17 protein-coding genes are annotated in these 15,503 nt (G+C 40.4%); 2 read left to right on the top strand and 15 right to left on the bottom strand.

Going from position 1 to position 15,503, the window contains the following annotated elements; all coding sequences use genetic code 11:
* Positions 1–9: 9 nt before the first annotated feature.
* Positions 10–948 carry a YybS family protein gene (locus KHA88_RS09490; RefSeq protein WP_213121765.1) on the bottom strand — a complete coding sequence of 313 codons (939 nt, stop codon included), beginning with the start codon at positions 946–948 and terminating at the stop codon, positions 10–12.
* A gap of 155 nt (positions 949–1,103) precedes the next feature.
* Here KHA88_RS09490 and KHA88_RS09485 point away from each other — a divergent pair, with 155 nt between their 5' ends.
* Positions 1,104–1,511, top strand: a complete 408-nt coding sequence (locus KHA88_RS09485; protein WP_213121764.1) for a hypothetical protein — start codon at positions 1,104–1,106, stop codon at positions 1,509–1,511.
* Between the two features lie 44 nt (positions 1,512–1,555).
* On the opposite strand, the gene KHA88_RS09480 is transcribed toward KHA88_RS09485, so the two are convergent.
* The 10 genes from KHA88_RS09480 to KHA88_RS09435 form a co-directional block, all read right to left on the bottom strand.
* On the bottom strand, positions 1,556–3,556 hold the full coding sequence (locus KHA88_RS09480; protein ID WP_213098846.1) for a methyl-accepting chemotaxis protein: 2,001 nt from the start codon (positions 3,554–3,556) through the stop codon (positions 1,556–1,558).
* A 141-nt stretch (positions 3,557–3,697) separates the two neighbouring features.
* Positions 3,698–3,934, bottom strand: coding sequence for a 30S ribosomal protein S18 (gene rpsR, locus KHA88_RS09475; protein WP_213098847.1), 237 nt, complete (start codon positions 3,932–3,934; stop codon positions 3,698–3,700).
* Between the two features lie 75 nt (positions 3,935–4,009).
* Positions 4,010–4,522 carry a single-stranded DNA-binding protein gene (gene ssb, locus KHA88_RS09470; RefSeq protein WP_213098848.1) on the bottom strand — a complete coding sequence of 171 codons (513 nt, stop codon included), beginning with the start codon at positions 4,520–4,522 and terminating at the stop codon, positions 4,010–4,012.
* A 60-nt stretch (positions 4,523–4,582) separates the two neighbouring features.
* The gene (gene rpsF, locus KHA88_RS09465) at positions 4,583–4,870 is read right to left on the bottom strand and encodes a 30S ribosomal protein S6 (RefSeq protein WP_213098849.1); all 288 of its coding nucleotides are present in this window, start codon (positions 4,868–4,870) and stop codon (positions 4,583–4,585) included.
* 181 nt (positions 4,871–5,051) lie between these two features.
* Positions 5,052–5,399 carry a DUF378 domain-containing protein gene (locus tag KHA88_RS09460; protein ID WP_213107481.1) on the bottom strand — a complete coding sequence of 116 codons (348 nt, stop codon included), beginning with the start codon at positions 5,397–5,399 and terminating at the stop codon, positions 5,052–5,054.
* 124 nt (positions 5,400–5,523) lie between these two features.
* Positions 5,524–7,074: a fatty acid--CoA ligase gene (locus KHA88_RS09455; protein ID WP_213121763.1), complete on the bottom strand. Its 1,551-nt coding sequence runs from the start codon at positions 7,072–7,074 to the stop codon at positions 5,524–5,526.
* Positions 7,075–7,117: 43 nt separating this feature from the next.
* The gene (locus KHA88_RS09450; protein ID WP_213121762.1) at positions 7,118–8,254 is read right to left on the bottom strand and encodes a thiolase family protein; all 1,137 of its coding nucleotides are present in this window, start codon (positions 8,252–8,254) and stop codon (positions 7,118–7,120) included.
* 573 nt (positions 8,255–8,827) lie between these two features.
* On the bottom strand, positions 8,828–9,928 hold the full coding sequence (ychF, locus tag KHA88_RS09445; protein ID WP_213121761.1) for a redox-regulated ATPase YchF: 1,101 nt from the start codon (positions 9,926–9,928) through the stop codon (positions 8,828–8,830).
* A 158-nt stretch (positions 9,929–10,086) separates the two neighbouring features.
* Positions 10,087–10,284 (bottom strand): DUF951 domain-containing protein, encoded by a 198-nt coding sequence (locus KHA88_RS09440; protein WP_213098854.1) that lies wholly within the window; start codon positions 10,282–10,284, stop codon positions 10,087–10,089.
* 2 nt (positions 10,285–10,286) lie between these two features.
* A complete protein-coding gene (locus KHA88_RS09435) occupies positions 10,287–11,150 on the bottom strand; it encodes a mechanosensitive ion channel family protein (RefSeq protein WP_249313015.1) in 864 nt (287 codons plus the stop codon).
* A gap of 174 nt (positions 11,151–11,324) precedes the next feature.
* On the opposite strand from KHA88_RS09435, the gene yyaC reads away from it, so the two are divergent.
* Positions 11,325–11,936, top strand: coding sequence for a spore protease YyaC (gene yyaC, locus KHA88_RS09430; protein ID WP_213121760.1), 612 nt, complete (start codon positions 11,325–11,327; stop codon positions 11,934–11,936).
* A gap of 48 nt (positions 11,937–11,984) precedes the next feature.
* Here yyaC and KHA88_RS09425 read toward each other — a convergent pair whose 3' ends face one another.
* From KHA88_RS09425 to noc, 4 genes are all read right to left on the bottom strand, one after another.
* Positions 11,985–12,701 (bottom strand): DUF554 domain-containing protein, encoded by a 717-nt coding sequence (locus KHA88_RS09425; RefSeq protein ID WP_213098856.1) that lies wholly within the window; start codon positions 12,699–12,701, stop codon positions 11,985–11,987.
* A gap of 79 nt (positions 12,702–12,780) precedes the next feature.
* Positions 12,781–13,629, bottom strand: a complete 849-nt coding sequence (locus KHA88_RS09420) for a ParB/RepB/Spo0J family partition protein (RefSeq protein WP_213098857.1) — start codon at positions 13,627–13,629, stop codon at positions 12,781–12,783.
* Positions 13,622–14,383, bottom strand: a complete 762-nt coding sequence (locus KHA88_RS09415) for a ParA family protein (RefSeq protein ID WP_213098858.1) — start codon at positions 14,381–14,383, stop codon at positions 13,622–13,624. The genes KHA88_RS09420 and KHA88_RS09415 overlap by 8 nt, the downstream gene beginning before the upstream one ends.
* 175 nt (positions 14,384–14,558) lie before the next feature.
* On the bottom strand, positions 14,559–15,410 hold the full coding sequence (noc, locus tag KHA88_RS09410; RefSeq protein ID WP_213098859.1) for a nucleoid occlusion protein: 852 nt from the start codon (positions 15,408–15,410) through the stop codon (positions 14,559–14,561).
* Positions 15,411–15,503: the final 93 nt, after the last annotated feature.

The following is a 15,503-nucleotide window of genomic DNA, read 5'->3' as shown; positions in this document are numbered from 1 at the left end:
TTACTTTTTTCATTTATTATTTAGCCGCTGCCTTAAATTAAAGCCTATATCAATTATACCTAACACCCTCACAATTGAAAGAGTGAAAGGTAGGACTAACGTTAAGATAACCGCCAAAATGGGAATAAATTTCGGCCATTTTTTTATATGGTTATAATAAAAAATAAATGATAAACCTTGGATCACCAGCAGTGTTTGCAGAATAAAAGCTGCATTGACTAAAGCCATATACCAATAAGAACCTACCTCTAACTTCATAAGCATGGACAATACGAGTGCAATTAAGTAATACCATAAGATGCTTTTAGGAAACTTCATTAACCGAAATGGCTCGAACTTTGGAACCGCTATTCCCAATCTCTTTATGATCGGAAAATTCACAGCCATCAGGATCAGGACTGTGATAAAAGCTGTAATGAGAAGTAGGGTTGGCGCCATCGAATTCATCATTCTGATCATTTCACCTAGCTGGTCTTGAAGCTCTGGTGGCGGTGACTGACCGATTATGCTTAAGGCATCGGTGTATTGAGTTACCGAAGATTTAAATAGGTCAGAGATTTCCTCTAAAAAGTTCATGCCAAAAAACTTGGCTGCAATCGCAAAAAACAATAATATATTTGCTAAAAACACCATGCTCGATGCTAAATAAACAACGAGTTTGTTTTTTCTGGATCTAATACAATAGCCCATCATCAGGCCAGTTGTCCCGAAAAGCAACGCAAGCGGTACAGCATAATAAGAGCCTAAAACAAAAGAAACAAACACAGCTGCCACTACAAGCATTGCAGCATATTTTACAGGATATTTTGCACTATATAGTAGGAATGGCAATATGAGAAAGAATTGCACTACTATACTTACCAATGGAATAAATAGTGAAAGAAGCAGCATCAAAATAAAAATAGCCAGCATTGAAGCTCCTTCGATCAGCTTTTGGTTTTTCTTCACTCTTTCACCTCATCTAGCAAACGTATACCTTATCTATTTTAACGATGATTACGCGAACCTTCAACTTTACAGTACGAAAAAGAGGTTCCATAAAATTACGGCACCTCCGAAAATCGTTTTATTTGTTTTCACAAATTACATGACAGTATTCTGGCTTGGACGTCTTCAATTTTGATTTTCTTACATTTGAAGACGTCATTCCCGGCTTGGACGTCTCCAGTTTTGATTTTCTTACATTTGAAGACGTCATTCCCGGCTTGGACGTCTCCAGTTTTGTTTTTCTTACGTTTGAGGACGTCATTCCTCGCTTGGACGTCTCCAGTTTTGTTTTTCTTACATTTGAGGACGTCATTCCCCATTTGGATGTCTCCATTTTTGATTTTCTTACATTTGAAGACGTCATTCCTCGCTTGGACGTCTCCAGTTTTGTTTTTCTTACATTTGAAGACGTCATTCCTCATTTGGACGTCTCCAGTTTTATTTTTCTTACATTTGAAGACGTCATTCCCCATTTGGATGTCTCCATTTTTGATTTTCTTACATTTGAAGACGTTATTCCTTGATTTGGCTAGGTGCTGGAGCTAGGCACCTCTTCCCATTGTCTTTCTTATACTTTGAAATGATTCACTGCATCAAAAAGTTCATGACTGAGCTCTGTAAGCTGTTCTGCAGATTCTGCCACTGATTGTATGGCACGCAGCTGTTCATCCGTGGATGCACTCACTTGTTCACATGCAGCAGCCGTTTCTTCTGAAGTCGCAGCCATCGTTTGGATCGTCCTTACCACTTCTTCTTTATGATCCGCCACTTGTTGAATTTCATGATAGACTGAATCGATGGATGTCTGCATATCATTCATTAGTTTTGACACCTCTGCAAATGTTGTTTCTGTATCTTGGACAACGGTTTCCTGCTCTACAAAGGTGTCTCTCGTTTCTAACATCTGCATGGCTACCTGCTGCGCTCCCGATAGGAGTTCTTGGACGGTAATTTTAACTTCTTCTGTCGATTGAGCTGATTGCTCAGCAAGCTTGCGAACTTCATCCGCTACGACCGCGAACCCTTTCCCATGCTCTCCTGCTCTTGCTGCTTCAATGCTTGCATTCAATGCAAGTAAATTAGTCTGTGTCGAGATTTGCGTAATCGTCTCCATCACTGTACCAATTGCTTTTACTTTATGGTCCAATTGGCCAACCACGTCTGCCATTGTTTGTAAATTACTTTTCCAATCATTAAAAGAACTTTTTAGATGGTGCATTTGTTCCTGTCCGGTTGTATTCATTACATTTGCACGGTCAGCGATGGCAGTCATTTTATGGGCTTTTTCACTAATCTCATTAATTTGATTACCAAGCAAATTGGAACGATCGTTTACTTCCTCTGCATCTTCCGCAGATTGAGAAGCTCCTTGTGCGATTTCATTGACTGCAATAGCCATTTCTTCACTTGCAGCATTTGTTTCCTCTGATGCAGCACTTAAACTTTCAGCGGATAGACGAACATTTTCGACAGATCCATTCACAACGGAAATGACGCTATTCATACTGTCGATCATCGCATTAAAATCATTAGCCAGTTGGCCGATCTCATCTTTTGAATGAACGTCAGCGCGAACCGTTAAATCTCCTTCTGCTACTTTTTCCATCGTTTGTTTTAATGTAAAGAGTGGCTTAATCATTCGACTTACTAATATAACCAAAACGATCACAGTTATGAAAACTGTTGCCAACGCCACTAACATGACTGATTTATTAGCTTCTGCTGCAACTTTACCAATTTCTTTTTCGTTATAAACGACACCTAGCTTCCAATCCACTTCGGGAATGGTTGTGTATATATTCAACCGTTTTTCTCCACCTAGTGTGTAGTTAATAACGCCATCTTTTCGATCATCTTTATACATATCAGCAATAAATGTATGCTTAGTTAAATTTTCTCCACGGTCTGTCGGATGGACAATCGCTGTTCCTTCCGCGTCAAGAATAAAAGGATATCCATTAAAACCTAGCTTGCTCGCGGAGATTTTTTCTGTCAATGCACCGAGGTTTATATCTACCCCTACAACTCCGACAACTGATCCGCCATCAATAACTGCTTTGGAGGCTGTAATGACATATTCCCCTGTCGCTTCATCGACATATGGATTGGTCCAGATGACCATCGAAGTTTTCTCCATCGATAGTTGATACCATGACCTAGAAGTTGGATCAAAATTACCCAGGTCTACATAGGGAATAATATTTGTATGTTTATTCGGCATAGAAACAAAAACTGAGGACGATTCACCATATATGTCAATATATCCTTTAAATGCCTGTTCTAAAGCCTTTTTATGATTTCCATTCTTATCATGACCGTCTTTAGCATATTGGATGACGGTCTCTGTATTTGAAAGCTGATACAAACTTCTTTCATATTGTCCCAAAAAATATTGAATGGAGTTTCCTAGCTCCGTTACCATCCCTTTACTTTGTTCAACGAGATTTTCCTCTGTTTTAGACTTAACTTGTGTGCTGCTGATCGCGATAATTACAGCAACGGACAGCATAATTAAAAGTATGACGGTACCGATGATTTTTGTTTTGATTGATTTGAACACTTTCCACACCTGCTCTTCTCCTATTTAAAACACATTCATTATTTCGACATATTTCGCTTAAAGTTTAGGGATAAGAAAGATTAAAAGTTTTTAGATACAAAAAAAAGAGCAGAAAGGAAAATCCTCACTGCTCTTTTTTTCATTTAATTATTATTCGCCTGAAACGAATGGAAGAAGTGCCATTTGACGAGCACGTTTAATTGCTGCTGTCAGTTTACGTTGGTACTTCGCGCTTGTTCCAGTTACACGACGTGGAAGAATTTTTCCACGCTCAGAGATGAATTTTTTTAGTAATTCAATGTCTTTGTAGTCGATGTGTGTAATTCCGTTCGATGTAAAGAAACACACTTTACGACGTTTGCGTCCGCCTCTGCGTCCACCTGCCATGAGAATAACCTCCTTTTTTGTTAAGATTATATCGTCCAGTTTCAGCCCCTAAACAAGGCGCTTCCACTTTTGGTTTTAGAATGGAAGATCGTCGTCTGAAATATCGATGGGTTGTCCATCATTTGAGAAGGGATCTTCATCTGTACGGGTAAAGTTTTGGTTACCGCGCTGCTGATTCTGATTTTGTCCAAAGGAGTTAGATTGGTTTCTTTGGTTGTCACCAAATTGGTTTCCTCCAAAGTCACCACCGCGATTTTGTGATCCAGCACTTCTAGGTTCAAGGAATTGAACACTATCAGCAACCACTTCTGTTATATAAACACGTTTGCCATCTTGGCCTTCAAAGTTGCGTGTCTGGATGCGGCCATCAACACCTGCTAAACTTCCCTTTTTCAAGTAGTTAGCAACGTTCTCTGCTGGCTTGCGCCAAATTACACAGTTAATGAAGTCAGCTTCCCGCTCCCCCTGTTGGTTCGTAAAAGTGCGGTTAACAGCCAACGTAAAAGTTGCCACTGCTACTCCATTTGGAGTATAGCGCAAATCTGGGTCTTTTGTTAATCGGCCTACTAATACAACTCGGTTCATCATCAGAATCAACCTCTTCCCGATTTACTTCTTTATAAAATGTTCCACATGAAACATTAAAGTTTATTTTTCGTTTTTAACAACAATATGACGAATGATATCATCACTGATCTTCGCAAGACGGTCGAATTCCTGAACAGCTTCAGGTTTTGCATTCGTTTGGATTAAACGGTAGAAACCGTCACGGAAATCCGAAATCTCGTATGCAAGACGACGCTTACCCCAATCTTTTGATTCGATGATCTCAGCACCTTCAGAAGTAAGGATGTTATCGAAACGCTCAGTAACTGCTTGTTTCGCTTCCTCTTCAATGTTCGGGCGGATAATGTACATAATTTCGTACTTTCTCATCGTATGGTCACCTCCTTATGGACTATGCGGCCCTTTTTTGGTGAAAAAGGGCAAGGAGCAATTTTCATTACTCACAATGAGTAAGTATAACACAAGAGTCTCCTTTATGCAATGCAATGACCATAACTCTTGAATGAACAAAAAAATCCGACGAAGAATTTTCATTCTCGTCGGATTTTGTTTATTTCGATGAATTTGGATCTTCTTCATCCTGTTCTTCAAATGCTTCCCTAGAAGGATTATATAACCTGTCAAGGTCGGGCTCTTCCGCAAATTCTGTAGCGTAACTTGTGTTCGCTACTCCTCTGCTTTTCTTCCTCTCAGGCACATCTGCCGTTTCAGGATTAAACAATAACCCGAGGCAAATGATTCCGCTAATGCCTACTAATGTAAAAATAAACCTAGCAAATCCGGAATCTGTCCCCCCGAAGATTGATCCGACTAAATCGTATCGAAATAATCCGACTAACCCCCAGTTAATTGCACCAATAATAATTAAGGCTAACGCAATTCGTCGCAATGTTTTCAAGTAGTACACCTCTTTCTTCATAGTTCATGAAACAAGTTTATTTTTTGAAGAAAGACGATGTTTATGACATGTAAAAAATACCAATTTTAATAAGAGTTAATATTCTCCTCGATTTACCTGCAATTCACTCGCTTTTTATTTCCTCTCGCAGTAAAAACTTCTGCAATTTCCCGCTCGCATTTCTTGGTAATTCGCTGACAAATTCATAGCGACGGGGCCGCTTGTAACGGGCAAGCCGATCATTGTCTTTACAGAAAGAATCAAGTTCCTCTGCCGTCACTGTCTGATCTTTTTTTACAATAAAAGCAATCACGGTTTCACCCCATACCGGGTCGGGTTGACCGACAACTGCGACATCTAACACACCCGGATGGTCAAATAAAACATCCTCTACTTCACGAGAGTATATATTTTCCCCTCCGGAAATAATCATATCTTTCACCCGATCACTTACCCATAGATAGCCTTCTTCGTCCATATAGCCAATATCCCCGGAGTGATACCAACCTTTATATAAAGCCTCATCCGAAGCTTCAGGTCTGTTGAAATAGCCTTTCATCATGCTGGGGCCTCGGACAATAATTTCTCCAAGTTCTCCAGGTCCACAAATCTCATCTGGCTCTGAAGGCAGATCCTCTTTCGTTCTAACAACGCGGATATCATGATTAATCAAGGCCTTCCCCGCCGACCCCGCTTTGGAAAGCTGTTCATCTTCAAATAACACAGCAATTGCCGGTCCCATTTCAGTCATCCCGTATGCTTGGAATAATTCAATCTTCAGCGTTTCGTGCAGCTCCTTTACAAGAGCCGGTGCCATCGGAGCACCACCGTATAACCCGTGGCGAAGCGTAGATAAATCAACATTCTCTAAATCTTCTCGCAGCATCATATTCCACATTGTCGGTGCAGCAAAGAATGTGGTGATTTTTTCTTCTTGAATGGTCGCAATCAGTTCCTTAGCGTCAAAGTGATGCATGATAACATTTGTGCCTCCCATATGAAGACGTGGCAAAAAGGCACAATGAAGCTCAGCACAGTGGAACATTGGACCCACACTCAAACCTCGTTCTTGCTTTGTGACACGCATGGCCGCTGCCATAATCAAACTTTGATCCACCATATCTCGGTGAGTATGAAGAACACCTTTAGGTACACCCGTCGTTCCTGATGTGTACATCACAGCATAGAGATCATTTTCATGGAGTTCGCATTCAGGCCGTTCTTCGGAAATTCCTGAAAGCTGCTCATAATAATCTTGCGCAAATGGTTCGCTGCATTCATCAATACACCAAAATTCCACTTCTGAAAGACTGGCGGCTGCCTTTGCGACCGCTCCACATGTTGCATTTTCGATCAATACGATTTTCGGTGCCGCGTCTTGTAAAATAAACTCAATTTCCTTACCCATCAATCGAAAATTAATCGGATTAAAAACAGCACCTATTTTCATGCATGCAAAAAGTGCCGTAGCAAACTCGGCTGTATTGAAAAGAACGGTGGAAATCCGATCTCCCTTTTGAACTCCCGCAAGCAAAAATGCATTGGCCAGCTTATTAACTTCAGCATCCCATTGGCCATACGACCAGCTTTTCCCAAGCCGTCGGTCAACCAATCCTTCTTTATGCGGAAATTTAGCTACAGTCTGTTCAAAAACATCTCTTAATGATGGACCCATGACAATCCCCCTCTAATTTATATGGCCTGCATTCACCCAGCCATTAGTCCAGTCGTTCTATAATTGTGGCATTGGCCATCCCGAATCCTTCACAAATAGCTTGTAGCCCAAATCGCTTGCCGGAGCGTTCCAATTCATAGAGAAGTGTCGTCATGACTCGAGCCCCGCTCGCCCCAAGTGGATGTCCAAGTGCAATCGCTCCACCATTCACATTCAATTTTTCGGGGTCGACCCTTGTTTCTTTTAACCAGTAAAGCGGTACGGAAGCAAATGCTTCATTCACCTCGAATAAATCAATATCAGATAGCTCCATACCAGCTTTTTTCAGGACCTTTTCTGTAGCAGGAACTGGCCCTGTCAGCATGAAAGTAGGATCGGATCCGACAACAGATCTAGCTACAACCCGAAATCGCGGCTTTAAACCAAGTTCTTCCGCTTTCTCTCTCGACATAAGTAAAATGGCTGAAGCTCCATCACTGATTTGACTCGCATTCCCCGCAGTGACTTTGCCATTTTTTAAAAAAGGCGGTTCTAACCCAGCGAGTTTTTCCATAGATGTATTTTCTCTTGGACCCTCATCTCTTTCTATGGTGGAATTTCCAACGACAAATGGCATAATTTCTTTTTCAAATCGACCTGCTTTCATGGCAGCAATGGCCTTTTCATGGCTCCTTAGAGAAAATTGGTCAAGCTCTTCCCTTGTAAATCCCCACTTGTCTGCAATTCTTTCCGCTGATAATCCTTGATTAATGATTTCATATTGGTCAGTTAATAAAGGACTATGCTTAACTCCTTGTACGTTAGAAAACATCGGTACACGTGACATGCTTTCCACCCCGCAAGCAATGACCGCATCCATGTCACCACTTAGGATGGCTTGAGAGGCGAAATGCACTGCCTGTTGACTTGATCCACACTGTCTGTCGAGGGTGACACCAGGCACTTCCATTGGAAATCCAGCAATTAGTGAAGCAATTCTAGCGATATCCCCTGCCTGTTCACTTACTTGCGTGACACAGCCAGCAATGACATCTTCAATCATGGCAGGATCCACACCCGCTCTTTTGACAACTTCCTTCAAAACTAAAGCAAGCAGCTCATCTGGCCGAAAATTGCTTAAAGCCCCATTTCTTCTGCCAATTGGCGTTCTCACCGCTTCAATGATGACAACATCTCGCATGTTTATCTCCTTTCTCATTCTTATTACATATATGTTTCTAGCTTGCAGTTCTTTTTTCCTTCTTATGGGATTCTAAGAAATTGGTTCGTAAACAGTGTTTGCTATTGTTCTATTTGCGGATCGGAGGTGGTTCATGGGGACTGGGATAGAGCTTTTTCACTAAACTCTGTCCCCTTAAACGCTCCAAGGAGACTCGTTCGGACAATTTCACTAAAATCTGTCCGCTTAAACACTCCAAGGAGACTCGGGTGGGCCATTTTCATTAAACTCTGTCCCCTTAAACGCTCCAAGGGGACTCGGTTCGGACAATCTCACTGAGCGCTGTCCCCTTAAACGCTCCAAGGAGACTGGGGTGGGCTATTTTCACTAAACTTTGTCCTCTTAAACGCTCCAAGGGGACTGGGGTGGGCCATTTTCATTAAAATCTGTCCTCTTAAACACTCCAAGGGGACTCGGTTCGTACAATCGCACTAAACTCTGTCCTCTTAAACGCACCATGGTTTAGGATTTTTTCCCAAAATAAAAAAACGGTCACCATAAAAGTAATTGGTGACCGAATTTTTTTTATAATATTTATACGTTAAAGCGAAAATGAATGACGTCTCCGTCTTTTACCAAGTATTCTTTTCCTTCGAGTCTGACTCTTCCTGCTTCGCGTGCAGCACTCATTGAGCCGCCTGCGAGCAAGTCATCATAGGAAACCGTCTCTGCCCGGATAAATCCTTTTTCGAAGTCTGTATGGATAATTCCAGCGCATTGCGGTGCCTTCATTCCTTGTTTGAATGTCCATGCACGAACTTCTTGAACGCCGGCTGTAAAATACGTTGCAAGGCCGAGAAGATTATATGCTGCACGGATCAACTGATCCAGTCCTGATTCCTCTATCCCAAGTTCATCAAGGAACATTGCCTTTTCATCGTCATCAAGTTCAGCAATTTCTTCCTCAATTTTAGCGCATACAACAATGACCTCAGCCTCTTCATTCGCTGCAAATTCGCGCACTTGTTGAACGTATTCATTTTCAGATGGATCAGCAATATCATCTTCACCGACGTTTGCTACATATAAAACAGGCTTACTTGTTAACAGGTGAAGACCTTTTACTAGTTTTTCCTGTTCTTCAGTGAATTCCACTGTCCGCGCTGGCTTGTCTGCTTCAAATGCTTCTTTCAGCTTTGACAGTACTTCGAATTCGTACATAGATTCTTTATCTTTTTGTCTCGCCATTTTCCCTATTCGTTCAATCCGTCTCTCAATTGATTCAAGGTCTGCAAGTATGAGCTCAAGATTGATTGTTTCGATATCATCGATCGGATTTACTTTCCCTGATACATGCGTGATATCATCATCGGCAAAGCAGCGCACAACATGACAAATCGCATCAACTTGGCGAATGTGAGAAAGGAATTTATTCCCTAGTCCTTCTCCTTTACTCGCTCCCTTAACAATTCCCGCTATATCCGTAAATTCAAATGCAGTCGGTACTGTTTTTTTCGGCTTAACGAGTTCTGTTAATTTATGCAGCCGGTGATCTGGAACCTCTACGATTCCTACGTTTGGATCTATTGTACAAAACGGATAGTTGGCAGCTTCTGCCCCCGCTTTGGTAATTGCATTAAATAATGTTGATTTACCTACGTTTGGCAATCCAACGATTCCTGCTGTAAGAGCCATCTTGGTCACTCCTCTTCTGTGGTTATCATCGAGCATTCATGATCTAATTGCCACCTGATAATCCTTTCACAATTATAGTTAGTATGTATGAAAATTACAACAGTAAACAGAACACCGGCGTTGACACGATACGTGCAACGCCAGTGTAAGTGGTGAGTCTATTCCTCGTGTTTATGTAGAATTTTTTTAATTTTCCTTGAAAATTCTCGACGCGGCAACATAACACTGTGGTTGCAGCCTTCGCATTTAATCCGGATATCCATACCCATACGAATGATTTTCCAGCGATTTGTCCCACACGGATGGGGTTTTTTCATCTCAACCACATCATGAAGATGGAATTCTTTTTGCTCCATTCTCATCCCTCCTGATAATCTTGTCCGTTTTTCATTTCCAGTTGAAATGCATCAATGGCTAATTTCAATTCTTTTCGAAGCTTGCGGGCAATATACCAATTTTTAGATGGAATGGTTTCTGCCGTCACCCGTAATACAATCTCGGTCCCTTCGAACTGTTCTATTCCAAGCAACTTCGGAATTCCAACAATTTCACTATACTTGTCGGGCATTCTTGCTAAAAGCCGTTCTATCATACTCACAACTTCGTTCAAATCACCTTCGTAGCTAATATTAAAATCTACGACAGCGGTGCTATTATATATAGAAAAATTAGTCACTTCCGTAATACTGCCATTTGGAACAATATATAATTCCCCCGTCCAATTTAGGACCTTGGTTGTCCTCAGGCCAATTTCCTGCACATTCCCTTCAAAGCTATTAATCCTTACTTCATCACCAACTGAAAACTGATCCTCAAAGATGATGAAAAAACCCGCTATTACATCTTTGACAAGATTTTGTGCTCCAAACCCAATCGCAACCCCTAAAATTCCCGCACCGGCAATAAGACCGGTTATGTCAATAGTCAATGCCGAAAGGATCGTAATGAAACTAATGAAATAAACCACATAGGTTAATATATTTTGTAAAAGTTTTACGAGTGTGGCTTCTCGTCTTTCAGAAATTCTCAATGGTGTCCTTGTTTTAATCTTTAGCATATTTCCGATTGCTGCTCGTCCAATACGAATAACTAAAGCAGCCACTATAAGAATTAAAATAATTTTAATTGCTATAAAACCAAAACCCATCCACATTTCTTGATTAAACAGTTTGTCTTTAATAACGATTGTTTTTCCTTCAAGTTCTTCTAGTTGTTGATTCAAAGATTTCCACCTACTTCCCTTGCTCAAGATGGCATTATATTTTTCTATTTTATCAATTTTAAGCTTATTTTGATAGGAAAAGCTCTATTTTCCCTATACTCAAGTGTTTTTCCTACGTATAGAAAGAAAAATTTCTCCGTATAATGGTAAGGAATATGGAGAGGAGCGACAATAATGATGCCACCGAAGGAACACGAGGAAGTAAAAGTGAATTATGATGATTTAGCTGCAACTAAAAAAATTTCCAACGGTATGATCGATTTTCTCCCCCTCGGGAGTCATCGGCCCATTATTGTCGTTTGCATTGGAACCGATCGATCAACGGGAGATTCTCTCGGTCCACTTATAGGAACTTTTCTTCAAGAAACAGGATTAGAGTGTTTTCATTTATATGGGACATTGGAAGATCCCGTTCATGCCGTTAATTTAAATGAAAAGTTAGATGTCATATACAAGAATCACACCGATCCTTATGTGATTGGAATTGATGCATGTCTTGGTAAATTTAAAAATATCGGCGTAGTTAAAATTGACTCTGGTCCCCTTAAACCTGGAGCTGGGGTAAAAAAAGAGTTGCCGGAAGTTGGTCATATGCATATTACCGGTGTAGTCAATGTGAGCGGTTATATGGAATTTTTCGTGCTGCAAAACACCCGTCTTAACCTTGTCATGAAAATGGCAAAGCAAATTGCTGCGGGGATTAGTGAAGCAGACAAAATGTATGCAAGAAAGCATATGTTCAGACAGCTAGAATGGGATATGAACCAGGAAAGAAACGTTGAATAAACAGAAAAAAAGAAACAGTCCCTCATTGAACTGTTTCTTTTTAAGTTCCTATACGATCGATTGTTGATAAAAATAAATAATACAAACAATGATGGCCACAACTAAAATACCTGGCAATAAATTTGCCACTCTTATTTTCGTGATTCCCGTTAAATTCAAACCAATCGCAAAAATCATGATGCCACCCGTCGCTGTCATTTCCTTTATAAACATATCCATCAATTCAGCAGGAAGAAATTTGTCGATTTGTGTTGCAAACAGGGCAATCACCCCTTGATAAAGAATGACTGGAATAGCAGAAAAAACAACTCCGATCCCGAGGGTAGTTGTTAAGATTAAGGCGGTGAATCCGTCAATAATTGCCTTTGTATAAAGCACTTGATGGTCTCCTCTAATTCCACTATCCAGTGCTCCAATGATCGCCATCGCCCCAATAACAAAAATTAAAGTCGCTGTAACAAATCCTTGGGCAATACTCCCATTTCCAGAGGTGCCAATTCTTTTTTCAAGCCATAATCCTAAAGAATTGAGCTTATCTTCAAGTCCCCACCATTCTCCAAGCACTGCTCCGATCACAATGCTCAGAATGACGATTAAGAAATTTCCACTTTTAAAGCCCATTTGCAATCCGAGAACCATTACTACAAGACCGATTCCATGCATTGCCGTAGTTTTCATTCTTTCCGGGATTCGATTAAGAAACTTACCAATCATCGTTCCGATGACGATACAAATTCCGTTGACTATTGTTCCTAGAAGCACCATATACTCACCTGTTTATTTTAAAGTATCCTATAAAAATCAGGCCCCTTCTCTAACTTCGATAGAAGGAGCCTGGTCAGCTTCATTTAGATTGATCTAGAATTTCCAAAATCCTTTCAAGATCATCATTAGATAAAAACTCAATTTCAATTTTGCCTTTTTTCTTAGTCTGCTTAATTGTTACGGTCGTTCCAAACCTTTCCCGTAAACTATTTTCCCTTTCCCTAATAAAAACGTCTTTTTTAGGGGCAGGTTTTTGTGTTTCACGTGGAACATTTTCGTTTATTTGCTGAACGAGTTTTTCAAGCTGCCGGACATTTAACCCTTCTTTTAGAGTCTGTTCGGCAATTGTCTCAATTTTCTCTTTACGCTTTAATCCTAACAGCGTTCGCCCATGTCCCATTGTTAACTTTCCATCAGTAATATATTGCTGAATGTGTTTGGGAAGAGATAAAAGCCGGACATGGTTGGCAATATGAGGGCGGCTCTTCCCTAATCTTTTCGCCAATTCTTCTTGGGTAATATGGAGCCTGTCCATGAGCGTTTGATAAGCAGCCGCTTCTTCTATTGGCGTTAAATCTTCTCGTTGAAGATTTTCAAGAACTGCAAGTTCCATCATTTGCTGATCATTCAATTCACGAATCACTGCAGGAATCTTGGTAAGCTTAGCCGCTTTTGAAGCCCTAAAGCGCCGCTCGCCTACGACAATCTCATAGCCTTTAATATTTTTCCTGACGATAATCGGCTGTAAAACACCATGCTGTAATATCGATTCTTTTAATTCATTAATCGCCTCTTCAGTGAACACTTTTCGAGGTTGATACGGATTTGGTTGGATTTCTCTCAAATCAATATCTCGCACCGTTTCATCTGTACTTACATCCATATTTGCAAATAAAGCATTAATCCCTTTTCCGAGACCTTTAGCCATCTTCAGCCACTTCCTTTGCAAGATCTAAATATACTTCTGCACCTCGAGACTTTGAATCATAAACAATAATCGGTTCACCATGACTTGGAGCCTCACTGAGTCGAATATTACGCGGTATAATTGTTCGGTATACTTTATTTTGAAAGTATTTCTTTACTTCTTGAATGACTTGTATACCAAGGTTTGTTCGTGCATCTAACATCGTAAGCAGCACACCCTCAATCATTAAATCATGATTCAGATGCTTTTGTACGAGACGAACAGTATTTAATAGTTGGCTAAGACCTTCCAAGGCATAATATTCACATTGAACAGGTATGATCACAGAGTTGGAAGCGGTTAAGGCATTAAGTGTCAGCAGTCCGAGCGACGGAGGACAGTCAATTAATATATAATCAAATTCATCTTTCACTTGATCTACTGCACGTTTTAAACGCACTTCTCTTGAAATGGTCGGTACGAGTTCTATTTCTGCACCTGCTAGTTGTATCGTTGCAGGGACAACATATAAATTTTCCACCGATGTTCCCTTAATGACGTCCTTCATATCTACATCATCTACAAGGATATCATAAATACACTGGTGGACATCTCCTTTATCAATCCCTGCCCCGCTCGTAGCATTTCCCTGGGGATCTGTATCAATGAGTAATACTTTTTTTCCGATATGTGCTAAGCAGGCCCCCAGATTAACAGAGGTGGTCGTTTTCCCGACGCCTCCTTTTTGGTTGGCTATGGAAATAATCTTCCCCAACGATCTCACCTACCCCTTTACTTCCTTCAAAATAACAATCACGTATTCTATTTTAACAAATATTTGACTTTATCACTCTTTTTAATAGAAAAAACTTTTCTCTGAATCAATTATATACAAAAAGTGAGAAACTTGTTTGACAAGCTTCTCACTTTTATCTAGTATTTTGCTGTTTTTATTTTTTCTTAGGGATTTTTATCGTAATTTGATAAAATTCGTCGAACTCTTCTTCCTTTGAGTCCAATTTAATTCCGCTGTCAGCGACCATTGAAAGCGACTGGCGGATGGTATTGAAGGCAATCCTCATATCTTTGCTGATTGCACGACGTTTTGTTTTTGGTTTTTGCTCTTCTTTTGTGAGCAGTTTAACCACTTGTTCTTCTGTTTGTTTGACATTCAAATTCTTTTCAATAATAAGCTGCATGATTTGAATTTGTTTTTCAGGATCTTTTAATGGAATTAATGCACGGGCATGCCGTTCGGTTATACTTTTTTGTAATAATCCGGTTTGAACTTCTTCCGGCAGCTTTAAAAGGCGAAGCTTGTTGGCAACAGTAGACTGCCCTTTCCCGAGCCGTTGGGCCAATGCTTCTTGCGTTAAATTATGAATTTCTAAGAGTTTTCCATATGCCATCGCTTCTTCAATCGGCGTCAATTCTTCGCGTTGAAGATTCTCAATCAAGGCTACCGAAGCGGTTTCTGTATCGCTTAAATTCTTGATGATGGCGGGAACTTCTAACCAACCAAGCATTTGAACTGCCCTAAATCGGCGTTCACCGGCAATAATTTCGAATTGACCGTCCTCCGATTCGCGTACCACGATCGGTTGGATAATGCCATGTGTATGAATCGTCCTAGCCAATTCTTCAATTTTCTCTTCATTAAAAATAGTTCTTGGCTGGAATCGATTTGGAACAATTTTAGTTACCGGGATTTTTTTTACTTCATCCCGGTCCTCTGCCATCTCTTTTTCTATTGGCAATTCTTTTTCGCCCAAACCAAATAATCGAGAGAAAGGATGTTTCATCCTTCTACACCACCTTAATAGAAACTCCCATAGAAGCTGTCCAAAAAGTACCCCTCAACTCTTTTTGTACACTCCCTTTATTACATCATTCTA

Origin of the sequence: Lederbergia citrea (genome assembly GCF_018343525.1) — a bacterium.
GTDB classification, from domain to species: Bacteria; Bacillota; Bacilli; order Bacillales; family Bacillaceae_C; genus Lederbergia; species Lederbergia citrea.
The sequence above is the reverse complement of the archived record's forward strand: the minus strand, read 5'-3'. Positions and strand labels throughout refer to the sequence as shown.

Excerpts from the sequence above, each read along its gene's own strand:
- rpsR (WP_213098847.1), bottom strand. The coding sequence starts at position 3,934 with ATGGCAGGTGGACGCAGAGGCGGACGCAAACGTCGTAAAGTGTGTTTC.
- ssb (WP_213098848.1), bottom strand. The coding sequence starts at position 4,522 with ATGATGAACCGAGTTGTATTAGTAGGCCGATTAACAAAAGACCCAGAT.
- rpsF (WP_213098849.1), bottom strand. The coding sequence starts at position 4,870 with ATGAGAAAGTACGAAATTATGTACATTATCCGCCCGAACATTGAAGAG.
- KHA88_RS09455 (WP_213121763.1), bottom strand. The coding sequence starts at position 7,074 with ATGGGTCCATCATTAAGAGATGTTTTTGAACAGACTGTAGCTAAATTT.
- KHA88_RS09450 (WP_213121762.1), bottom strand. The coding sequence starts at position 8,254 with ATGCGAGATGTTGTCATCATTGAAGCGGTGAGAACGCCAATTGGCAGA.
- ychF (WP_213121761.1), bottom strand. The coding sequence starts at position 9,928 with ATGGCTCTTACAGCAGGAATCGTTGGATTGCCAAACGTAGGTAAATCA.
- KHA88_RS09440 (WP_213098854.1), bottom strand. The coding sequence starts at position 10,284 with ATGGAGCAAAAAGAATTCCATCTTCATGATGTGGTTGAGATGAAAAAA.
- yyaC (WP_213121760.1), top strand. The coding sequence starts at position 11,325 with ATGATGCCACCGAAGGAACACGAGGAAGTAAAAGTGAATTATGATGAT.
- KHA88_RS09425 (WP_213098856.1), bottom strand. The coding sequence starts at position 12,701 with ATGGTGCTTCTAGGAACAATAGTCAACGGAATTTGTATCGTCATCGGA.
- KHA88_RS09420 (WP_213098857.1), bottom strand. The coding sequence starts at position 13,629 with ATGGCTAAAGGTCTCGGAAAAGGGATTAATGCTTTATTTGCAAATATG.
- noc (WP_213098859.1), bottom strand. The coding sequence starts at position 15,410 with ATGAAACATCCTTTCTCTCGATTATTTGGTTTGGGCGAAAAAGAATTG.